General features: G+C 41.7%; 17 protein-coding genes and 1 riboswitch. Of the genes, 10 read left to right on the top strand and 7 right to left on the bottom strand.

Annotated elements, in window-relative coordinates:
* The first annotated feature begins 14 nt into the window (after positions 1-14).
* Together glgP and PCY08_RS09950 are read left to right on the top strand one after the other, a co-directional pair.
* Entirely contained in the window at positions 15-2,273 is a 2,259-nt protein-coding gene (glgP, locus tag PCY08_RS01620; protein ID WP_301559215.1) for a glycogen/starch/alpha-glucan family phosphorylase, read from the top strand.
* Positions 2,274-2,551: 278 nt separating this feature from the next.
* Entirely contained in the window at positions 2,552-2,758 is a 207-nt protein-coding gene (locus PCY08_RS09950) for a hypothetical protein (protein ID WP_033586337.1), read from the top strand.
* A 108-nt stretch (positions 2,759-2,866) separates the two neighbouring features.
* Here the strand turns inward: PCY08_RS09950 and PCY08_RS01615 are convergent, their stop codons facing one another.
* Together PCY08_RS01615 and PCY08_RS01610 are read right to left on the bottom strand one after the other, a co-directional pair.
* A complete protein-coding gene (locus PCY08_RS01615; protein WP_301559214.1) occupies positions 2,867-3,715 on the bottom strand; it encodes a putative RNA methyltransferase in 849 nt (282 codons plus the stop codon).
* An 82-nt stretch (positions 3,716-3,797) separates the two neighbouring features.
* Entirely contained in the window at positions 3,798-4,106 is a 309-nt protein-coding gene (locus PCY08_RS01610; RefSeq protein WP_301559213.1) for a YciI family protein, read from the bottom strand.
* Positions 4,107-4,193: 87 nt separating this feature from the next.
* Between PCY08_RS01610 and PCY08_RS01605 the strand changes: the two genes are divergently transcribed.
* Positions 4,194-4,508, top strand: coding sequence for a helix-turn-helix domain-containing protein (locus PCY08_RS01605; protein WP_301559212.1), 315 nt, complete (start codon positions 4,194-4,196; stop codon positions 4,506-4,508).
* Positions 4,509-4,725: 217 nt separating this feature from the next.
* On the opposite strand, the gene tyrS is transcribed toward PCY08_RS01605, so the two are convergent.
* Positions 4,726-5,982: a tyrosine--tRNA ligase gene (gene tyrS / locus PCY08_RS01600; RefSeq protein WP_036758166.1), complete on the bottom strand. Its 1,257-nt coding sequence runs from the start codon at positions 5,980-5,982 to the stop codon at positions 4,726-4,728.
* A gap of 289 nt (positions 5,983-6,271) precedes the next feature.
* Here tyrS and mutL point away from each other — a divergent pair, with 289 nt between their 5' ends.
* The 3 genes from mutL (at position 6,272) to PCY08_RS01585 (ending at position 9,511) form a co-directional block, all read left to right on the top strand.
* Complete coding sequence (mutL, locus tag PCY08_RS01595) at positions 6,272-8,221, top strand: DNA mismatch repair endonuclease MutL (protein ID WP_301559211.1); 1,950 nt, start codon at positions 6,272-6,274, stop codon at positions 8,219-8,221.
* A gap of 120 nt (positions 8,222-8,341) precedes the next feature.
* The gene (ruvA, locus tag PCY08_RS01590) at positions 8,342-8,935 is read left to right on the top strand and encodes a Holliday junction branch migration protein RuvA (RefSeq protein WP_301559210.1); all 594 of its coding nucleotides are present in this window, start codon (positions 8,342-8,344) and stop codon (positions 8,933-8,935) included.
* Between the two features lie 9 nt (positions 8,936-8,944).
* Positions 8,945-9,511: a DNA-3-methyladenine glycosylase I gene (locus PCY08_RS01585; RefSeq protein WP_301559209.1), complete on the top strand. Its 567-nt coding sequence runs from the start codon at positions 8,945-8,947 to the stop codon at positions 9,509-9,511.
* Between the two features lie 50 nt (positions 9,512-9,561).
* Here the strand turns inward: PCY08_RS01585 and PCY08_RS01580 are convergent, their stop codons facing one another.
* The 4 genes from PCY08_RS01580 to PCY08_RS01565 form a co-directional block, all read right to left on the bottom strand.
* Positions 9,562-10,599, bottom strand: a complete 1,038-nt coding sequence (locus tag PCY08_RS01580) for a S66 peptidase family protein (protein WP_301559208.1) — start codon at positions 10,597-10,599, stop codon at positions 9,562-9,564.
* A 150-nt stretch (positions 10,600-10,749) separates the two neighbouring features.
* Positions 10,750-11,013 (bottom strand): SemiSWEET family transporter, encoded by a 264-nt coding sequence (locus PCY08_RS01575; protein WP_000166358.1) that lies wholly within the window; start codon positions 11,011-11,013, stop codon positions 10,750-10,752.
* 202 nt (positions 11,014-11,215) lie between these two features.
* A complete protein-coding gene (locus tag PCY08_RS01570) occupies positions 11,216-11,890 on the bottom strand; it encodes a DUF1129 domain-containing protein (protein WP_000077985.1) in 675 nt (224 codons plus the stop codon).
* A 12-nt stretch (positions 11,891-11,902) separates the two neighbouring features.
* Positions 11,903-12,847 carry a magnesium transporter CorA family protein gene (locus PCY08_RS01565; protein WP_000815631.1) on the bottom strand — a complete coding sequence of 315 codons (945 nt, stop codon included), beginning with the start codon at positions 12,845-12,847 and terminating at the stop codon, positions 11,903-11,905.
* A 142-nt stretch (positions 12,848-12,989) separates the two neighbouring features.
* On the opposite strand from PCY08_RS01565, the gene uvrA reads away from it, so the two are divergent.
* The 4 genes from uvrA to spx all read left to right on the top strand — a co-directional run bounded on the left by uvrA (position 12,990) and on the right by spx (position 20,469).
* Positions 12,990-15,821, top strand: a complete 2,832-nt coding sequence (uvrA, locus tag PCY08_RS01560) for an excinuclease ABC subunit UvrA (protein WP_301559207.1) — start codon at positions 12,990-12,992, stop codon at positions 15,819-15,821.
* Positions 15,814-16,875 (top strand): Xaa-Pro peptidase family protein, encoded by a 1,062-nt coding sequence (locus tag PCY08_RS01555; RefSeq protein ID WP_301559206.1) that lies wholly within the window; start codon positions 15,814-15,816, stop codon positions 16,873-16,875. The genes uvrA and PCY08_RS01555 overlap by 8 nt, the downstream gene beginning before the upstream one ends.
* 53 nt (positions 16,876-16,928) lie before the next feature.
* Positions 16,929-17,082, top strand: a riboswitch (M-box (ykoK) riboswitch).
* A gap of 192 nt (positions 17,083-17,274) precedes the next feature.
* Entirely contained in the window at positions 17,275-19,935 is a 2,661-nt protein-coding gene (mgtA, locus tag PCY08_RS01550; protein ID WP_301559205.1) for a magnesium-translocating P-type ATPase, read from the top strand.
* 135 nt (positions 19,936-20,070) lie between these two features.
* Entirely contained in the window at positions 20,071-20,469 is a 399-nt protein-coding gene (gene spx, locus PCY08_RS01545; RefSeq protein ID WP_000591165.1) for a transcriptional regulator Spx, read from the top strand.
* Positions 20,470-20,533: the final 64 nt, after the last annotated feature.

The following is a 20,533-nucleotide window of genomic DNA, read 5'->3' as shown; positions in this document are numbered from 1 at the left end:
CAGGAGACACAAAAATGTTACCATTAAAAGAATTTGTACAAAACCGTTACAATAAATCTATCGCAGAATGTAGCAACGAAGAGCTTTATCTTGCTCTTCTTAACTACAGCAAACTTGCTAGCAGCCAAAAACCAGTGAATACTGGTAAGAAAAAAGTTTACTACATCTCAGCTGAGTTCTTGATTGGTAAACTCTTATCAAACAACTTGATTAACCTTGGTCTTTATGACGAAGTTAAAAAAGAACTTGCTGACGCAGGTAAAGAGTTGATCGAAATTGAAGAAGTAGAATTGGAACCATCACTTGGTAACGGTGGTTTGGGACGTTTGGCAGCTTGCTTTATCGACTCAATCGCTACACTTGGTTTGAATGGTGATGGTGTTGGTTTGAACTACCACTTCGGTCTTTTCCAACAAGTTCTTAAAAACAACCAACAAGAAACTATTCCTAACGCTTGGTTGACTGACCAAAACTGGTTGGTTCGCTCAAGCCGTAGCTACCAAGTGCCATTTGCACACTTTACATTGACATCTACTCTTTACGATATCGATGTACCTGGTTACAAAACAGCTACTAAAAACCGTTTGCGTTTGTTTGACTTGGATTCAGTTGATTCTTCAATCATCCAAGATGGTATCAACTTTGACAAGACAGATATCGCTCACAACTTGACTCTTTTCCTTTACCCAGATGATAGCGATAAACAAGGTGAATTGCTCCGTATCTTCCAACAATACTTCATGGTTTCAAATGGTGCGCAATTGATCATCGATGAAGCAATCGAAAAAGGAAGCAACTTGCACGACCTTGCTGACTACGCAGTTGTACAAATCAACGATACTCACCCATCAATGGTTATCCCTGAATTGATCCGTCTTTTGACTGAACGTGGTATCGAACTTGATGAAGCAATCTCTATCGTTCGTAGCATGACTGCTTACACAAACCACACAATCCTTGCTGAAGCCCTTGAAAAATGGCCTCTTGAATTCTTGGAAGAAGTGGTTCCTCACTTGGTACCAATCATCAAAGAATTGGACCGTCGTGTTAAAGCAGAATACAAAGACCCATCTGTTCAAATCATCGATGAGAATGATCGTGTACACATGGCTCACATGGATATCCACTACGGATACAGCGTAAACGGGGTTGCAGCTCTTCATACTGAAATCTTGAAGAACTCAGAGTTGAAAGCTTTCTACGACATCTACCCAGAAAAATTCAACAACAAAACAAACGGTATCACATTCCGTCGTTGGCTCATGCATGCTAACCCAAGCTTGTCTCACTACTTGGATGAGATTCTTGGACGCGAATGGCACCATGAAGCTTCTAAATTGGAAGACCTTCTTTCATACGAAGACAAGGCTGCTGTCAAAGAAAAATTGGAAAGCATCAAAGCTCACAACAAACGTAAATTGGCTCGTCACTTGAAAGAACACCAAGGTGTGGAAATCAATACAAACTCTATTTTTGATATCCAAATCAAACGTCTTCACGAGTACAAACGTCAACAAATGAACGCTTTGTATGTGATCCACAAATATCTTGACATCAAGGCTGGTAACATCCCTGCTCGTCCAATCACAGTATTCTTTGGTGGTAAAGCAGCTCCTGCCTACACAATTGCTCAAGACATCATCCACTTGATCCTTTGCTTGTCAGAAGTAATTGCCAACGATCCAGAAGTAGCACCACACTTGCAAGTGGTTATGGTTGAAAACTACAACGTTACTGCAGCAAGCTTCTTGATCCCAGCATGTGACATCTCAGAACAAATCTCACTTGCTTCTAAAGAAGCTTCAGGTACTGGTAACATGAAATTCATGTTGAACGGAGCTTTGACTCTTGGTACTATGGACGGTGCTAACGTGGAAATCGCTGAGTTGGTTGGCGACGAAAACATCTACATCTTCGGTGAAGATTCAGAAACTGTTATCGACCTTTACGCGAAAGCAGCATACAAATCAAGCGAATTCTACGCTCGTAAAGCGATCAAACCATTGGTTGACTTTATCGTGAGCGACGCTGTTCTTGCAGTTGGTAAGATTGAACGCTTGGAACGTCTTTATAACGAATTAATCAACAAAGACTGGTTCATGACTCTTCTTGACTTGGAAGACTACATCAAAGTGAAAGAGCAAATGCTTGCTGACTACGAAGACCGTGACGCATGGTTGGATAAAGTCATCGTTAACATTTCTAAAGCAGGATTCTTCTCATCTGACCGTACAATCGCTCAGTATAACGAAGATATCTGGCACTTGAACTAAGATATACAATTTAATAGTTATTACACTATCTAGCAAAAAAGCGAGTTTCAATTGAAATTCGCTTTTTTGAATGTTATGGACTTGAAGTTGACTAGTCTCAAAAGAAAAAATAATTTGTCAATAATTTCTAGACTTAAAAATCAGACCTAGAGAACACTAAGAAGGCTGGTTGTACTATCTTTAAACCTCAGGTTCTTCTTAGCTGTTACCTCAAATTTCTTGTATTCGTTTACAAACAGTATTATAATAGTATTATAGTAAAGAAAGAGGGTGTTCTTATGTGGAAAAAATATTTTTCAAAATATAAATGGACTGATTTATTTTGGATTCTTCTTGTAATTTGGTCATGCCTTTATATGGGTAATAGTTCTTCGTTTCCACTGACTCATCAAGAAATCTCTTTTCATGGATGTTGTTATGGGGCATCACTTGCCTTATATCACTTGCTATTTATTGATAAATTTGTCATTTCAAATCGAAAATAAATGGAGAGGTCAAAATTTTTTATACTTTTCGGAAAGACAGTGAAAAATCGTGTTTTAAACCCGCATCTCAAGAAGAGGTGCGGGCTTGGTTTTATCTCATAAACTAGTTTACAGGGCTTTTCCGACTAGAATCTTTGCTTCGATAGTAATCTCAGTTAACTGGCTCCAATCAATCTTGCTCTGGTCGACATGAAAAAGCAGGGGCGTCATGCTGAGCAAGGCTTGGCGTTGCTCTACGGTGATAGACTTGGTCAGGGAAGCAATCTGACTAGATTGGATGCTGAAGTGTTCTTGGAAGTGTTCTTTGATATCTTGGTTTGAATAATCCTTCTTTGTCAGCTGATCCTGTACCATCTGACGGATTTCCTTGAGGTGATTTTCAGTCGGGATGACCTTGATTAAGATGCCGTCCTTTGATAAGACTCGTCGGAATTCTCCGTAGTTGGCAGGTGAGAAGATATCGAGAAGAATATCCATACTGGCTTCTTTTATAGGAAGGCGAGCCAAGTCACCAACAAACCAATTGACTGCCCAGTTGGGTTCGCTTTTAGCAGCGATTTGGACCGAGTCTTTCGAGAGATCAAAGGCGTAGAAGGTCTTGTCAGGATGACTTTCTTGTAGTCTACGAGAGTAAAATCCTTCGCCACAACCGATATCTAAGACTGTTTTTGCAGATGATTTAGTCGCTAGTAGGTCAGAAATACCTTCTAAAATAGCTTGGTAAAAGCCAGCTTCTAGGATTTGTTGACGGTTTTGAAAGTTTTCCTTGTCGTAGTTGGCGGATTGCTTGATTTGAGGGGCCAGATTGACATAGCCGAATTTTGCTAGGTCAAAAGAATGGCGATTATCGCACTTGAGACTAGACTCTACCAAGGTCAGTTTTTCTTGGCAGATAGGGCAGGCAAAGGCAGTCGCAGAAGCAAAACGCTGGAGTTTGGGTTTGAGGTTTGTATTCATAATAGTAGTGTAACAAAAGAGCTTCTATATAGCAAACAATCTGGCGATTTTGAATTCCTTTAATTGCACTAGTTTATCAAATTTATTTACTTCCATCGAATTGATTGGTTAGTATATTTTTCAATTCAGGACAATATTTACTTGCCTCAAATTCAATAATATCATATTGGGCAATCTTATTTTTGTAGAATGGGTCTTGCCTAATGATTTCTTGGACAGCTTCGTTATTCTTACCTTGCATAAGGATAATTCCTCCAGTTCTTGGATTTTTTCTACCAGATGCAATAAACAAACCTTCTGCATAATAATGGTTCAGAAAATTTATGTGTTCTTGTAAATATTTTTCAACTACTTCAAGTGGCTCAATATAGGTAAGGTTTATAATAAACATAAATAACTCCTTTAAAATAAATGATAAAAAGATTATAATACTTTATAAATAAGTTGTGTAGTAGGCACATTTTTGTAAGGAGAAAAAATGTTAACAAATAAAAATTGGAACTGTAGTATGTCTCGTGTCTTAGATGTGGTTGGTGGGAAATGGAGGATGAATATATTATGGGTTATAAACAAGCATAAGAAAGTCCGTTTCAATCAATTGAGAAGAGAAGTTGAAGGGATTACAACTATCAGTCTAACACGTGGACTAGATGTTTTAATAGAGAACCAATTGGTTGAGAGATTCGATTTTGAATCTATGCCACTCCATACAGAATATGAGCTGACAGAAAAAGGCAAATCGCTGATGCCGATTTTAAAGGACTTAAATCAATGGGGAAAAGAATGGCTGTAATAAATTTTTGGGCTGGGGGGCACCATACGGAGCCCAATCCTTTAGTTGATCTTTTTAACAATTTACGGCCTAATTTGGTTGTATTAGATTTGGCAACTCCATAAAAAACTTAACGAATCAACCGAGCTTTGTTGCATCGCAGAAAACGGAAATAATCCTAGAAAAAGTGTATAGTAAAAACCACGAAGTTAATACGAAACTTCGTGGTTTTACTTTCTTAATAAGTCAAAACAAAGTATTTTTTCTTCCCACGACGGATAACAGTCAGTTCGTTCTCTAACTTATCAGCGTCACTCAAGACATAATCAAGGTCTTGGATGCGGTCGCCGTTGACGTAGATAGCTCCGTTTTGGACGTCTTCACGGGCTTGGCGTTTTGAGTTAACTACACCAGATGAGACGAGCAGTTCCACAATATTGTGGTTTTCGTCTGCCTGAACTTGGTAGTTTGGCACCCCACGAAGTCCTTGTTTGAGCTCTTTGACAGAAAGGTTTTTGATGTTTCCTGCAAAGAGTTGCTCAGTGATGTTAAGGGCTTCTTTGTAGGCTTCTTCTCCGTGGACAAGTGTTACGACTTCACGAGCCAAGACTTTTTGAGCCAAACGTTCGTGTGGCGCCGCTTCAAATTGTTTGCGGATGTCTTCAATCTCATCAAGTGACAAGAAAGTAAAGATTTTTAAGAAGCGAACAGCGTCAGCGTCCATGACATTCATCCAGAATTGGTACATTTCGTATGGAGAAGTCTTTTCAGGGTTGAGCCAAACAGCGTTTCCTTCAGATTTTCCAAATTTCTTACCAGTTGCGTCTGTAATGAGTGGAACAGTGATAACGTGACCAGTCTTGTCAGCCTTACGACGAAGCAACTCTGTACCAGCAGTCATATTTCCCCATTGGTCAGAACCACCGATTTGGAGGGTTACATTGTGCTCTTGGTTAAGGACAAAGAAGTCATAACCTTGCATGATTTGGTAGGCAAACTCAGTGTAAGAAATCCCTGTTTCGATCCGTTTTTTAACAGATTCTTTACTCATCATGTAGTTGACAGTGAAGTATTTTCCGATATCACGGAGGAAGTCAATGAAGCTGATGCTGCCAAACCAGTCGTAGTTGTTGACCATGACAGCTTTATTTTCACCATTTTCAAAATCAAGAAAGCGAGAAAGTTGTCCTTGGATAGACTTGACCCAGCCATCTACTGTGTCTTTTGTTTGGAGACTACGCTCAGCATCTTTGAAGGACGGATCTCCGATGAGACCTGTAGCACCGCCAACGAGCGCATAAGGTTTGTGACCTGCTAGCTGCAAACGACGACTTGTCAAGATTGCGACAAGGTGGCCTAGGTGAAGGCTGTCAGCAGTTGGATCGTAGCCAGTATAATAAGAAACTTGACCTTCTTCTAGGGCTTTACGTAAAGCTTCTTCATCAGTCGTTTGAAAAATCAAACCACGCTCTTTTAGCTCATCAAAAATGTGCATGTGTCTTTTCTCCTTTTTAAAATATTGTTTCTACCTATTTTACCACAAACTTGGCAAATAACCTAGTAAAATCGGGAAGAAAGTTGCTTCTTGGACTTTTTTGGAAACGAGTGAAATATGGTATAATAGCACTAGCTTATACTCAATGAAAATCAAAGAGCAAACTAGGAAGATAGCCGAAGGCTGTACTCGAGTACGGCAAGGCGAGACTGACGTGGTTTGAATTTGATTTTTGAAGAGTATTATTTTCAGAGAAATAGATAAAAACAGTTAAGAAAGGGGCTGAAAGATGTCTCATATTATTGAATTGCCAGAAGTCTTGGCCAACCAGATTGCAGCAGGAGAAGTGATCGAACGTCCTGCCAGCGTAGTTAAAGAGTTGGTTGAAAATGCTATCGATGCTGGCTCAAGCCAGATTATCGTTGAGATTGAAGAAGCTGGTCTTAAGAAAATCCAAATCACAGATAATGGTCACGGGATTGCCCACGACGAAGTAGAGTTGGCTCTCCGCCGTCATGCAACCAGTAAGATTAAGAATCAGGCAGATCTTTTTCGGATTCGAACACTTGGTTTTCGTGGTGAAGCTTTGCCCTCTATCGCATCTGTTAGTGTACTGACTCTTTTGACAGCAGTGGATGGCGCAAGTCACGGGACCAAGCTAGTGGCTCGTGGGGGAGAAGTAGAAGAAATCATCCCTGCGACCAGTCCTGTTGGGACCAAGGTTTGTGTGGAGGACCTCTTTTTCAACACACCAGCTCGTCTCAAGTATATGAAGAGCCAACAGGCAGAGTTATCTCATATCATCGATATCGTCAATCGTCTAGGCTTGGCCCATCCTGAGATTTCCTTTAGCCTGATTAGTGATGGCAAGGAGATGACACGAACAGCTGGTACGGGTCAACTGCGCCAAGCCATTGCTGGGATTTATGGTTTAGCCAGTGCCAAAAAGATGGTTGAAATTGAGAATTCGGACCTAGATTTTGAAATTTCAGGTTTTGTTTCATTGCCTGAATTGACGCGGGCTAATCGCAACTACATCAGTCTCTTTATCAATGGCCGTTATATCAAAAATTTCCTGCTCAATCGTGCCATTTTAGATGGTTATGGAAGCAAGCTCATGGTAGGGCGTTTTCCGCTGGCTGTTATTCACATCCATATCGATCCTTATCTAGCAGATGTCAATGTGCATCCAACCAAGCAAGAAGTGCGGATTTCTAAGGAAAGAGAACTGATGGCGCTGGTTTCAGAAGCTATCGCAAAGAGCCTCAAGGAGCAGACCTTGATTCCGGATGCCTTGGAAAATCTTGCCAAATCTACCGTTCGCAACCGTGAAAAAGTAGAGCAAACCATTCTCCCACTTAAAGAAAACAATCTCTACTACGAGCAAACGGAAGCAACAATCTCTATTCCAGCTGAGGTTTCAGACAGTCAAGTAGACTTGACTGAAGAGAAACAGGATTTGAACCTCTTCGCCAAGGAAACCTTAGACCAGATAACCAAACCAGCTAAACTGCATTTTGCAGAGAGAAAATCGGTCAGCTACGACCAACTAGATCATCCAGAGTTAGATCTAGCTAGTTTGGATAAGGCTTATGATAAGCTGGAAAGGGAAGAGTCGTCTAGCTTCCCAGAGTTGGAATTTTTCGGTCAGATGCACGGAACCTACCTCTTTGCCCAAGGTCGAGATGGGCTCTACATCATAGACCAGCATGCGGCCCAGGAGCGGGTTAAGTACGAAGAGTACCGCGAAAGCATTGGCAATGTTGACCAGAGCCAGCAGCAGCTCCTAGTGCCCTACATCTTTGAATTTCCAGCAGATGATGCCCTTCGTCTCAAGGAAAGAATGCCTCTTTTAGAGGAAGTGGGAGTCTTTCTAGCAGAATATGGTGAGAATCAATTCATCCTTCGGGAACATCCTATTTGGATGGCAGAGGAGGAAATCGAGTCAGGGATCTACGAGATGTGTGATATGCTCCTTTTGACCAAGGAAGTTTCAATCAAGAAATACCGAGCAGAGCTAGCGATTATGATGTCCTGCAAGCGTTCCATCAAGGCCAATCATCGCATCGATGACCACTCAGCTAGACAGCTTCTCTATCAGCTCTCTAAATGCGACAACCCCTATAATTGTCCACACGGACGCCCTGTTTTGGTGCACTTTACCAAGTCGGACATGGAAAAGATGTTCCGTCGCATTCAGGAAAATCACACCAGTCTACGAGAACTAGGAAAATACTAATACTCTTCGAAAATCTCTTTAAACTGCGTCAGCCTTACCTTGTCTAACTTAAGTTATGCCTACGGTTAGCTTCTTAGTTTACTCTTTGATTTTCATTGAGTATAAATTGAAGGGAAAATTATGTACGAATATCTAAAGGGTATTATTACCAAAATTACTGCTAAATACATCGTCCTAGAAGCTAACGGCATCGGCTACATCCTACACGTAGCCAACCCTTATGCTTACTCAGGACAAGTCAATCAGGAATCGCAAATCTATGTCCATCAAGTTATTCGCGAAGATGCTCACCTGCTTTACGGCTTTCGTTCAGAGGACGAGAAAAAACTCTTTCTCAGCTTGATTTCGGTGTCGGGCATTGGTCCTGTATCAGCTCTTGCCATTATTGCAGCTGATGACAATGCAGGGCTTGTTCAAGCCATCGAGACCAAGAATATAACCTACCTGACCAAGTTCCCTAAAATCGGGAAGAAAACAGCCCAACAGATGGTCTTGGACTTAGAAGGTAAGGTGGTTGTGGCAGGTGATGACCTCCCTGCTAAGACTGTTGCTCCATCTAGCAACGATAACCAAGAATTGGAAGAAGCCATGGAAGCTATGTTGGCCTTGGGTTACAAGGCGGCTGAGCTTAAGAAAATCAAGAAATTCTTCGAAGGAACGACTGATACAGCTGAAAACTACATCAAATCTGCCCTTAAGATGTTGGTCAAATAGGAGATTTCTATGTCAAAACGCTGTGGCTGGGTTAAAATGAACAACCCTCTGTATGTAGCCTACCACGATGAGGAATGGGGTCAACCCCTACATGACGATCGAGCGCTTTTTGAGTTATTGTGCATGGAAACCTATCAGGCAGGCCTGTCTTGGGAAACGGTGCTCAACAAACGCCAAGCTTTCCGTCAAGTTTTTCATGGTTACCAAATTCAAGCTGTTGCAGACATGACGGATGAAGAACTGGAATCTTTGTTAGAAAATCCAGCTATCATTCGTCATCGCGCCAAGATTTTTGCGACGCGAGCTAATGCCCAGGCCTTTCTACAAGTTCAGAAAGAGTATGGCTCTTTTGATGCTTATCTCTGGTCTGTTGTAGATGGGAAAATCATCGTTAATGATATCCCGGACTACAGTCAAGCACCAGCCAAAACAGCCTTGTCTGAGACATTATCCAAGGATCTCAAAAAACGAGGCTTTAAGTTTACGGGTCCTATTGCAGTTTTGTCTTTTCTACAGGCTGCAGGTTTGGTTGATGACCATGAGAATGATTGTGAATGGAAAAGTGGAAATAAGTGACGTTAGATGTCTAGAACATAGGAGAATATAAAAAAGCTGAGAGTTCTATCTCAGCTTTCTTTGTTATAGTCAAAGCGAATGACTTGCTCCGTTGCATCTACATGGGCGTGGACTCCGAAGGGTACAATTGCTCTTGGAGTTGCGTGTCCGATATTCAGATTATAGACAATTGGGATATTGCTGTCAATGATATCCAATAGTGCCTCTTTATAGTCGTCATAGAAAGTTTCATCCATAGGTTTTCCGACCAAGATTCCATTGATGACCTCGAATATGCCAGTGTCCTTTAAAGTCCGCAACATCTTTTTGAAGTCTTCTGGCTCAGGCTTTTCTTCGCTTGTCTCTAGCAAGAGGATCTTTCCTTCCCAGTCTGACAAGTCAGGGAAAAGTTTGTATTTTTGGCAGAGCTCCGTGCTATCTGCGTATCGAGAGTTGTCAAAGATATCGTAGAGGGATTCGAGGCAACCACCGAGGATTTCTCCTTCGAATTGGGCATTTCCTTGTAACAAGTCAAAACCTGTATTTGCATGGCTGACACGAGCTGTTCCCAAGGCTTTGGGACTAAAATCACTCCGTTCCTCATACCAAACGTTACTAGGGCGGATTTCTGAGATTCTACCAGTCTCAATCAATTCTTTAAAGTAGTGAAGGCTATAGTCAAGCATTTCCTTGTCCAATTCACAAATGTCTGCTAAAAAGGATTGACCATAAAAGGTCTTGATTCCTAGTTTATGCAACATGAGATGGTTCATGGTTGTATCTGAGAAGCCAAGAAAAATCTTTTGTTTGATAACTTTTTCTAGTTGGTCATTTTCAAAAAGGTAGGGCAACAAACGATAGGTGTCGTCTCCGCCGATGGCACATAGGATCATGTCGATGCTATCATCAGAAAAGGCTTGCATCAAATCCTCCGCACGGGCTTCAGGATGGCCCTTGATAAAGTCTAATCCTTTTAACGAATGGGGCAAAAAGATAGGATTGAGTCCTAGATCCTTGAGACGTTGGACCCCCAAGTCCACTTCGTGTTTGACAAAGTCTTCTCCGATAATGCCACTAGACAAACTAACAATACCAATAGTAGAAACCATATCTCATCCTCCTAGAAATGAATTGATGCTATTGTATCACAAAAGAAGAGGGGAAACAACAAGAATTAGAATCAGAAAAAGGCTTTTAAATCAAGAAAGTAAGCAAAAAAGCAACCGCTCGATGTGGTTGCTATTATAGTAGTTAATTTCTTATAGAGCAGTAAGGAAGGTCAGTCCGCCAAGGACAACCCCGGCCGAGTTTGGAATGATTAGAATCCAATCTTTCTTAGGCTCTTTTGTCCATCCATAAATGACCCAGATTAAGCAAGAGATTGCTGCTGATAAAGGTTGAAATGGTTGAGCTTTGTTCCCTTGTAAATTGGCAAAAATTTGGGGGATGTAGGCTATAAATACAATAATCCCAATAAAGGCACCAATTGAACCAACAATTTGATTAATTCTCTGTTTAGTCATATATATTTCTCCTTATTATTTTATTAGTATAACAGAAAAACAACTTGGATTCAAGGATAAAACCTCGGGATTCCAAGGGAAGACTTTACATTGAAGTAAATTTATACAAAATGTCTATTTATGATTTTGACGAATCAATAAATGATTTGGAACTACAAAAAAAGTAGTCTGTCTACAAAACACACTACTTTCATTGTTTATCTTAATATCTAGCAGGTCCTGCACTTGCGCTCTTGATGTTGAAACGTTTTTTGAGGTAGAAACGTAGGGCAAGGAGAGCTCCTCCGATAACCATCAAAACAAGAGGTGGTAGGCTGATGTTGATGGCTTGTGGAAGGAAGTTACTCAAGAAGAGGATGAAGACCCAGGCAAACATGGTTGCTAACATAACCAAAAGTGATTTCCAGAATGGAGGACGTTGGCTACGGTCAGTATCTGGTCCGTAGTAGCGGTAGATGAAGTGGTAGAGAAGGTAGAAGGCAACTCCTCCGAAGGCCCCTACACTGATGAGTGTTACCAAACCGTAAGCCACTGGTTGGTTTGAGAAGAAGCTCATCAAGGCACTAACTACTGCAAACAGTCCTGTAATGAAAAGGGCTGAATCCAACATCATCAATTTTGGATCGTCGTTTTCCTTTGGATGTTCTTTTTCGTATTGTTCTTTTTCACTAAAGCTGTGAGCCCAGTGAGTTGGTGCTCCGTAGATTGAACGAGCAGTCACACCTTTTGGTTGTTCTTCAAGGATGTGAGGAATGACTTCTTCAAGGATAGCCTTGATTTCAGCGTCGGTTTTTCCATCCTTTAGAAATTGTTGGGTTGCAATATGGATAAATTCTTGGTTTTTCTTGGTTAATTCTTTTAAATCAATCTGTGACATAATAACTCCTGTTTAGAACCATTTTTTATGGATGAGGTAAAGAGTGAGAGAAACACTCATAGCAAAGGCGATAAAGACGATAAGCCAGAAAGCGTGCGGTTCTCCGTTTAAAGGAATTTCATTATCCTTAAAGTTCATTCCGTAGGCTGAGAAAATCATGGTTGGGATGGACATAACGATGGTCACGAGGGCCAAGGTTTTCATGATATTGTTCTGGTTGTTTGAAATGATAGAAGCGAAGGTCTCTGTCATAGAGTGAAGGACGTTTCCATAGATGTCCGCCATCTCGATGGCCTGTTGCGTTTCAATCAAGGTATCTTCCAGTAAGTCTTCGTCTTCGAGATATTTCTTGATATTGCTAGTTGCGCTGGTCAATTTTTTAATCACGCGCTCGTTTGTCTTAAGAGAGGCCTTGAAGTAGACGATAGTCTTCTCCAACTCCATGAGTTCAATCAATTCTTCGTTTCGAGTAGACTTGTGCAGTTGACTCTCAATCTGCTCACTCTTACGTTCAATCGAACGGAGGGCAGTTAGGTAAATCTCCGCATTGCGGTAGAGGATTTGGAAGATGAAGCGCGACCGCATGAAGGTATAGAAATTCCGAAGTCTACGATTGATAAAGACATCAAGAAGTGGTAGAGGCTCCAAGCAGGTGGTGATGATAGCCTCTTCTGTGATGATAATCCCCAAGGGAATAGTCACGTAGTAGGTCTGGTTATTTCTTTCCTCTGTGATTGGGACGTCCACGATAATCAAGGTGTACTCATCTTCGATAGTAATACGAGACATCTCTTCTGCATCGAGCGGTGCACGGAGGTCGGCAATATCAATATCAAAGGCCGAGGCGATTTCCATCGATTCGCTTTGAGTAGGATTGACGAGATTGATCCAAGTGCCCGGCTGGAGCGTATCAATCTCTTTAAATTCAGTTGTAGTTGAGAGAAAGACTTGCTTCATATCTCCTATCCTTTCCTAATCTAATCCGTGTTGCAGTGATTTTTGACACCGTACTATTATACTACAAAATCGGCTTTTTTGGTAATAGAATTTCACTTTTTTTGGTATAATGGAAAGCAACAATGGACTAGAAAGAAGTAATATGCAAGATAAGATTGTCATCCATGGGGCACGCGCCCATAATTTAAAAAATATTGACGTGGAAATTCCACGAGACAAGCTAGTTGTGGTGACGGGGTTGTCGGGTTCGGGCAAGTCCAGTCTTGCCTTTGATACTCTTTATGCAGAAGGGCAACGCCGCTATGTAGAGAGTCTATCAGCCTACGCTCGTCAGTTCTTAGGGAATATGGAAAAACCAGATGTGGACTCTATCGATGGTCTTAGTCCTGCTATTTCCATTGACCAGAAGACGACCAGTAAAAATCCTCGTTCGACGGTTGGGACAACGACGGAAATCAACGACTATCTGCGTCTCCTCTATGCTCGTGTAGGAACACCATACTGTATCAATGGACATGGGGCTATCAAGGCTTCGTCTGTCGAACAGATCGTAGACAAGGTTTTGGAATTGCCAGAACGCCAGCGTCTGCAGATTTTGGCTCCTGTTATTCGTAAGAAAAAGGGGCAGCATAAGACGCTGATTGAAAAGATTCAAAAGGATGGTTACGTCCGTGTCCGTGTCGATGGAGTTGTCTACGATGTGACCGAAGTTCCTGAACTTGAAAAAAATAAACAACACAACATTGACGTGGTGGTAGACCGTATTATCATCAAGGAAGGTATCCGTAGTCGTCTCTTCGATTCCATTGAAGCAGCCCTTCGTATCGCAGAAGGTTATGTGGTTATCGATACCATGGATGACTCTGAGTTGCTCTTCTCAGAACACTACGCTTGTCCAGTATGTGGCTTTACGGTTCCAGAACTAGAACCTCGTCTCTTCTCTTTCAATGCACCGTTTGGTTCATGTAGTGAGTGTGATGGTTTGGGGATCAAGCTAGAGGTTGATACGGATCTAGTAGTGCCAGATGCTAGTAAGACCCTTTGTGAGGGAGCATTGGCACCTTGGAACCCTATCTCTTCTAACTATTATCCAAATATGCTAGAACAAGCCATGACAGCCTTCGGAGTGGACATGGATACTCCTTTTGAAGCCTTGTCAGAGGAAGATAAGAATCTCATTTTCTATGGTTCAGATGGTAAGGAATTCCATTTCCACTATGAGAATGAATTCGGCGGAGTTCGCGACATCGACATCCCTTTTGAGGGAGTTGTCAATAATATCAAACGTCGCTATCATGAAACCAATAGCGACTACACTCGCACCCAGATGCGCCTCTACATGAATGAGCTGACTTGCGGAACCTGTCACGGCTATCGTCTCAATGACCAGGCCTTGTCTGTCCGTGTGGGTGGCGAGCAAGGGCCACATATCGGAGAAATTTCAGACCTGTCTATCGCAGACCACTTGGACTTGGTGAGCCAGCTGACCTTGTCTGAAAATGAAGCGATTATTGCTCGTCCCATTCTCAAGGAAATCAAGGACCGTTTGACCTTCCTTAACAATGTCGGTCTCAACTATCTGACCCTTTCTCGTTCTGCAGGAACATTATCAGGTGGGGAGAGCCAACGTATTCGCTTGGCAACCCAGATTGGTTCTAATCTATCAGGTGTTCTTTATATCCTAGATGAGCCGTCCATCGGTCTTCACCAAAGGGACAATGATCGCCTGATCGCCAGTCTGAAAAAGATGCGGGATTTAGGAAATACTCTCATCGTGGTAGAACACGATGAAGATACCATGCGAGAAGCCGATTATCTGATTGACGTTGGTCCTGGAGCGGGTGTCTTTGGTGGAGAAATTGTCGCGGCAGGAGCACCTAAGCAGGTAGCTCGCAACAGCAAATCCATCACAGGACAGTATCTATCAGGAAAACGCGCGATTCCTGTACCATCAGAACGCCGTGTAGGCAATGGTCGCTTTATCGAAGTGACAGGTGCGCGTGAGAACAACTTACAAAACATCACCGCTCGCTTCCCACTCGGGAAATTCATTGCAGTGACAGGTGTATCTGGTTCAGGGAAGTCGACACTCATTAACAGCATCCTCAAAAAGGCTATTGCACAAAAGCTCAATCGCAATTCAGACAAGCCTGGTAAGTTTAAATCCATTACAGGGATTGAACATATCGACCGTCTGATAGACATTGACCAGAGTCCAATTGGACGAACTCCGAGGTCCAACCCTGCTACCTATACAGGTGTATTTGATGATATTCGAGACCTCTTTGCTCAGACAAATGAAGCCAAGATTCGTGGCTATAAGAAGGGGCGTTTCAGTTTCAATGTCAAGGGTGGACGCTGTGAGGCTTGCTCGGGAGACGGGATTATCAAGATTGAGATGCACTTCTTGCCAGATGTTTACGTAGCTTGCGAAGTCTGTCATGGGACTCGCTACAATAGCGAAACCCTGGAAGTTCACTACAAGGAAAAGAATATTTCGCAAGTCTTGGATATGACGGTCAATGACGCAGTAGAATTTTTCCAACATATTCCGAAAATTCAACGCAAACTCCAGACCATCAAAGATGTTGGTCTAGGTTATGTAACCTTGGGACAACCAGCTACGACACTTTCTGGAGGGGAGGCCCAGCGTATGAAGCTGGCTAGTGAACTCCACAAGCGCTCGACAGGTAAGTCCTTCTACATTCTAGATGAACCAACGACTGGGTTGCATACTGAGGACATCGCTCGTCTACTCACCGTTTTGTCTCGCTTTGTCGATGATGGCAATACAGTTCTCGTGATCGAGCACAATCTGGATGTCATCAAAACAGCAGACCATATTATCGACTTAGGACCAGAAGGTGGTGTCGGTGGCGGAACTATTATCGCAACAGGAACACCAGAGGAAGTAGCTGCTAATGAAGCTAGCTATACAGGACAGTATTTGAAAGGAAAGTTACATCATGAATAAACGTGTGCAAGCATTTCTCGATAAAATGCAAGAAAAAGAACTAGATGGAATCATTATCAATAACCTTAAAAACGTCTACTATTTGACAGGATTTTGGGGTTCAAATGGGACAGTCTTTATCAGTCGTGACCGTCAAGTCTTGGTGACAGATGCCCGCTATATTATTGCAGCCAAGCAAGAAGTTACTGGCTTTGAGATTTTTGCAGAACGTGATGAGTTGGCAACTATCGCAAAGATTGCAAAAGATATAGGCCTTTCTCGTATCGGATTTGAAGATGAGATTTCAGTTTCTTATTACCATCGCATGCAAACCGCCTTTGAAGGTTTAGAATTGCTTCCTCAATCTCAGTTTGTTGAAGCCCTTCGCATGATTAAGGACGAGACAGAGATTGCGACTATTCGTAAGGCTTGTTCCATCTCAGACCAAGCTTTCCACGATGCTCTTGACTTTATCAAGCCAGGTAAGACAGAAATTGAAATTGCCAACTTCCTGGACTTCCGTATGCGTGAATTAGGCGCTGCTGGTTTGTCTTTTGACACGATTCTAGCTAGTGGGATTAACTCTTCTAAACCTCACGCCCACCCAATGCACAAGCCAGTAGAACTAGGTGAAGCTATTACTATGGACTTCGGTTGCCTTTACGACCACTATGTCAGTGATATGACTCGTACTATCTACCTAGGTCATGTCAGTGATGAACAAGCAGAAATCTATAATACTGTTTTGAAGGCTAACCAAGCTCTGATTGACCAAGCTAAGGATGGCTTAGGTTTCCGTGATTTTGATAAAATCCCTCGTGATATCATTGTGGAAGCAGGCTATGGAGAGTACTTTACACACGGTATCGGGCATGGTATCGGACTTGATATTCACGAAGAACCTTACTTTAGCCAAACTTCCAAAGAAGTTATCAAAACTGGTATGGTCTTGACTGATGAACCTGGTATTTATATTGAAGGTAAATACGGAGTTCGTATCGAAGATGATATCCTGATTACAGATACAGGTTGTGAGTTATTAACCCTTGCTCCAAAAGAATTAATCGTAATCTAAGAAAAATGAGATAAATTGTTGACTTTTACTAGTTAAAGGTTTATACTGAAAGGCGAAAACGGTAGGTGAGGCTACCATAGGGATACGGATGACTACCGCAAAGCAGTGGAGACACTACTCGTTGGTCAACAGTCCTGGTCGCGAAGGTCAAGACTAAGCTCATTACATCGCCCTATGGAGTTAAAGCTTGAACGAAAACAGATAATAAGTTTTTTAGTCCTGCCATTTTATGGCAGGACTTTCTGCTGTTTTAGAACAAAGAAGGGAGACAAACGATGCAAATTGACGATCATCCAGAGCCGCACATACACAGCCAATCGCTGATTTGTGTCGTTCTGTCCTTATAAAGTGATTGGTCCCTGTGTATGAAATTACCATTCATACAGATAGGAGAAACCAATGAAAACTACAAAAGAAAGATTAGCAGCAGCTATTCAAACTCCATTTAAAGATAGTCTAGCTTTTTACCATACAAGTCTAAAGGGCTTAGATTCTGAACAGGTTGAAGAAAACCGTGACCTATATGGTGAAAACACCATCACCAAGGGTCAAGAGGATTCCATCTTTAAGAAAATTTATGAGTCCATTATCAATCCTTTCACAATCATTTTGCTTGTGATTGCCTTTATCTCTCTCGTTACAAATGTCTGGCTTGCCAAACCTGGACAAGAGGATCCAACGACTTCTATCATTATCGTTGTCTTGGTTTTGATTTCAGGAGGCATCCGTTTTGTCCAAGAGTTGCGGAGCGACAAGGCAACAACCAATCTTTCAAAAATGATTGTCAACACTGCAACTGTTATTCGTGATGGTCTTGAACAAGAGTTGCCCATCGATGAGTTGGTTGTGGGAGATCTCGTGAAATTGAGTGCGGGAGACATGATTCCAGCAGATGTCATCTTATTTGAATCCCGCGACTTTTTCGTTCAACAGTCAGGTTTGACTGGAGAAAGCGATGCAGTCGAAAAGCTTGCTTTAAATAAAGCTACTAATCAAAATGTAGAGAGTCTTTTAGAAGCAGAATCCTTGGCATTCATGGGGACAAACGTTATCTCAGGAAGTGCTACAGCTATGGTTCTCGCTGTTGGTGATGACACCATGATGGGAGCTATTGAGCAAACTCTCAACACCTATGATGAGCCAACTTCTTTTGAACGTGAAATGAACAGCATTTCTTGGCTCTTGATCCGCTTGATGCTTGTCATGGTTCCGATCGTGTTTTTCGCAAATGGGTTGACTGATGGAGACTGGCTAGAGGCTGGAGTCTTTGCCTTGAGCGTTGGTGTCGGACTTACACCAGAAATGCTTCCAATGATTATCACAGCCAGCTTGGCCAAAGGTTCCATTATCATGGCCAAGGAAAAGGTGGTCATCAAAAAACTCAATGCTATCCAGGACTTAGGAGCAATCGATATCCTATGTACAGATAAAACAGGAACTCTAACGCAAGATGAGATTGTCTTAGAATACCCTTTGGATATCCATGGTGATTTGGACATGGCAGTCTTAAGAAGAGCTTATCTAAATTCACATTTCCAAACAGGCTTGAAAAACTTGATGGACCGTGCCATTATCAGTAGAACTGAAAAAGAAGCTAAAGAACACGTTATTCTACAAGATTTGGATAACATCTTCCAAAAGATTGATGAACTGCCTTTTGACTTTGAACGCAGACGCATGAGTGTCATCGTCAAAGACGACAGCAATGTCGTTAGTATGGTTACCAAAGGCGCTTTAGAAGAAATGTTGAACATTTCGACTCATGTGGAATATCGCGGAGAAATCATTCCCCTAACCGAAGACATTCGCCAAGAAGTATTAGCAGAAGTTGGTCAATTAAACCGTCAAGGTTTGCGTGTTTTAGGTGTTGGTTACAAGTCAGGTCTACGTGAAGATTATGCCTATGCTGTGACTGATGAAAGTGACATGATCCTTACAGGTTACCTTGCCTTTTTGGATCCGCCAAAACCATCTGCAGCACCAGCTATTCAAGCTCTGCTTGAGCATGGTGTCAGAACAAAAATTTTAACTGGGGATAACGAAAAAGTAACCCAAGCCATTTGTGAAAAGGTTGGTTTGGACGTTGAGCATATGCTCTTAGGGGCTGACATTGACCAAATGACAGATCAAGAATTGGCAGAAGCGGTTGAAAAAGTAACAGTATTTGCCAAATTATCTCCTGACCAAAAAGCTCGTATCATTCTACAGTTAAAGAAAAATGGTCACGGTGTTGGTTATATGGGTGACGGTATTAATGACGCTCCATCCATGAAGGTGGCAGATGTCGGTATTTCTGTAGATACAGCAGTCGATATCGCTAAGGAAACAGCGGATGTTATTTTGCTAGACAAGGATCTCATGGTTCTTGAAACTGGTATCGTTGAGGGCCGTAAGGTCTACGCCAATATGACCAAGTACATCAAGATGACCGTCAGTTCAAACTTTGGGAATATCTTCTCACTCCTTGTTGCGAGTATTTTCTTGCCATTTCTACCAATGGCTCCTGTTCATCTCATTGTCCTAAACCTAGTCTATGATTTGTCTTGTGTGGCATTGCCGTTTGATAATGTGGATCAAGACTTCCTTAAACAACCCCATACATGGGAAGCAAAATCCATTACGCGATTTATGGTTTGGATGGGACCGATCTCATCTGTCTTTGATATTTTGACCTTTATCTTCCTCTACTTTATCATTGTTCCTTTGGTGACAGGCCATCACTATGTTCATGGATCTGAATCTGCCCTTCAGTTTATTATCTTGTTCCAAACAGGATGGTTCATCGAATCTATGTGGTCTCAAACCATGGTTATCCATATGCTTCGTACAGCAAAAGTTCCTTTTCTACAAAGCAGACCAGCTTGGCTTGTGATTTTGATGACTCTGGTTGCAGCCTTTTTCGTAACCAGCCTACCTTATGGACCACTAGTAAATATCCTTCGTCTAGCACCCTTAGGACTTCCTTACTTCTTGTTCTTAATCTGTATTATTTTCTTGTATATGTTTAGCGTCACAGTTATTAAGAAATTTTACATTAAGAAATATAAAGAATGGTTATAGTTCGTGTTTTGTCAAGAAAAAAGTTCAAAAATTGCCAAAAAAGTTAAAATTTTTTAAAAATAGGTCGCAAGTCCGATGTTTTTTATGGTATAATAGTCTAAACTGATAGTAACATGTAGCGAAAGGGGTAGGTACATGATCAAAATTTATACAGTCTCAAGTTGTACTAGCTGTAAAAAAGCGAAGACCTGGCTCAATGCCCACCAGTTAAGTTATAAAGAACAAAACCTCGGTAAGGAAGGAATCACGAGAGAAGAACTACTTGATATTTTGACAAAAACAGACAATGGAATTGCAAGTATCGTATCATCGAAAAATCGTTATGCAAAGGCCCTTGGTGTTGATATCGAAGATTTGAGTGTCAATGAAGTGCTCAACCTAATCATGGAAACACCACGTATCTTGAAAAGTCCAATTCTTGTGGATGAGAAACGCCTACAAGTCGGCTATAAAGAAGACGATATCCGTGCCTTTTTGCCACGCTCTGTCCGTAATGTGGAAAATGCAGAAGCGCGTTTACGTGCGGCTCTATAAAACATCAAGGCTGGGAGTGACTCCTGGCCTTCTCTAATATTTAAATTTTTAAATTGGATAACAT

The organism is Streptococcus sp. SO4 (assembly GCF_030440055.1).
Taxonomy (GTDB): Bacteria; Bacillota; Bacilli; order Lactobacillales; family Streptococcaceae; genus Streptococcus; species Streptococcus nidrosiense.
Note: the sequence above shows the minus strand (reverse complement) of the source record. Positions and strands in the feature narration are given on the sequence as shown.

Excerpts from the sequence above, each read along its gene's own strand:
- mgtA (WP_301559205.1), top strand. The coding sequence starts at position 17,275 with ATGAAAACTACAAAAGAAAGATTAGCAGCAGCTATTCAAACTCCATTT.
- PCY08_RS09950 (WP_033586337.1), top strand. The coding sequence starts at position 2,552 with ATGTGGAAAAAATATTTTTCAAAATATAAATGGACTGATTTATTTTGG.
- glgP (WP_301559215.1), top strand. The coding sequence starts at position 15 with ATGTTACCATTAAAAGAATTTGTACAAAACCGTTACAATAAATCTATC.
- PCY08_RS01585 (WP_301559209.1), top strand. The coding sequence starts at position 8,945 with ATGTCAAAACGCTGTGGCTGGGTTAAAATGAACAACCCTCTGTATGTA.
- PCY08_RS01555 (WP_301559206.1), top strand. The coding sequence starts at position 15,814 with ATGAATAAACGTGTGCAAGCATTTCTCGATAAAATGCAAGAAAAAGAA.
- tyrS (WP_036758166.1), bottom strand. The coding sequence starts at position 5,982 with ATGCACATTTTTGATGAGCTAAAAGAGCGTGGTTTGATTTTTCAAACG.
- PCY08_RS01615 (WP_301559214.1), bottom strand. The coding sequence starts at position 3,715 with ATGAATACAAACCTCAAACCCAAACTCCAGCGTTTTGCTTCTGCGACT.
- spx (WP_000591165.1), top strand. The coding sequence starts at position 20,071 with ATGATCAAAATTTATACAGTCTCAAGTTGTACTAGCTGTAAAAAAGCG.
- mutL (WP_301559211.1), top strand. The coding sequence starts at position 6,272 with ATGTCTCATATTATTGAATTGCCAGAAGTCTTGGCCAACCAGATTGCA.
- PCY08_RS01605 (WP_301559212.1), top strand. The coding sequence starts at position 4,194 with ATGTTAACAAATAAAAATTGGAACTGTAGTATGTCTCGTGTCTTAGAT.
- ruvA (WP_301559210.1), top strand. The coding sequence starts at position 8,342 with ATGTACGAATATCTAAAGGGTATTATTACCAAAATTACTGCTAAATAC.
- PCY08_RS01565 (WP_000815631.1), bottom strand. The coding sequence starts at position 12,847 with ATGAAGCAAGTCTTTCTCTCAACTACAACTGAATTTAAAGAGATTGAT.
- PCY08_RS01570 (WP_000077985.1), bottom strand. The coding sequence starts at position 11,890 with ATGTCACAGATTGATTTAAAAGAATTAACCAAGAAAAACCAAGAATTT.
- PCY08_RS01580 (WP_301559208.1), bottom strand. The coding sequence starts at position 10,599 with ATGGTTTCTACTATTGGTATTGTTAGTTTGTCTAGTGGCATTATCGGA.
- PCY08_RS01575 (WP_000166358.1), bottom strand. The coding sequence starts at position 11,013 with ATGACTAAACAGAGAATTAATCAAATTGTTGGTTCAATTGGTGCCTTT.
- PCY08_RS01610 (WP_301559213.1), bottom strand. The coding sequence starts at position 4,106 with ATGTTTATTATAAACCTTACCTATATTGAGCCACTTGAAGTAGTTGAA.
- uvrA (WP_301559207.1), top strand. The coding sequence starts at position 12,990 with ATGCAAGATAAGATTGTCATCCATGGGGCACGCGCCCATAATTTAAAA.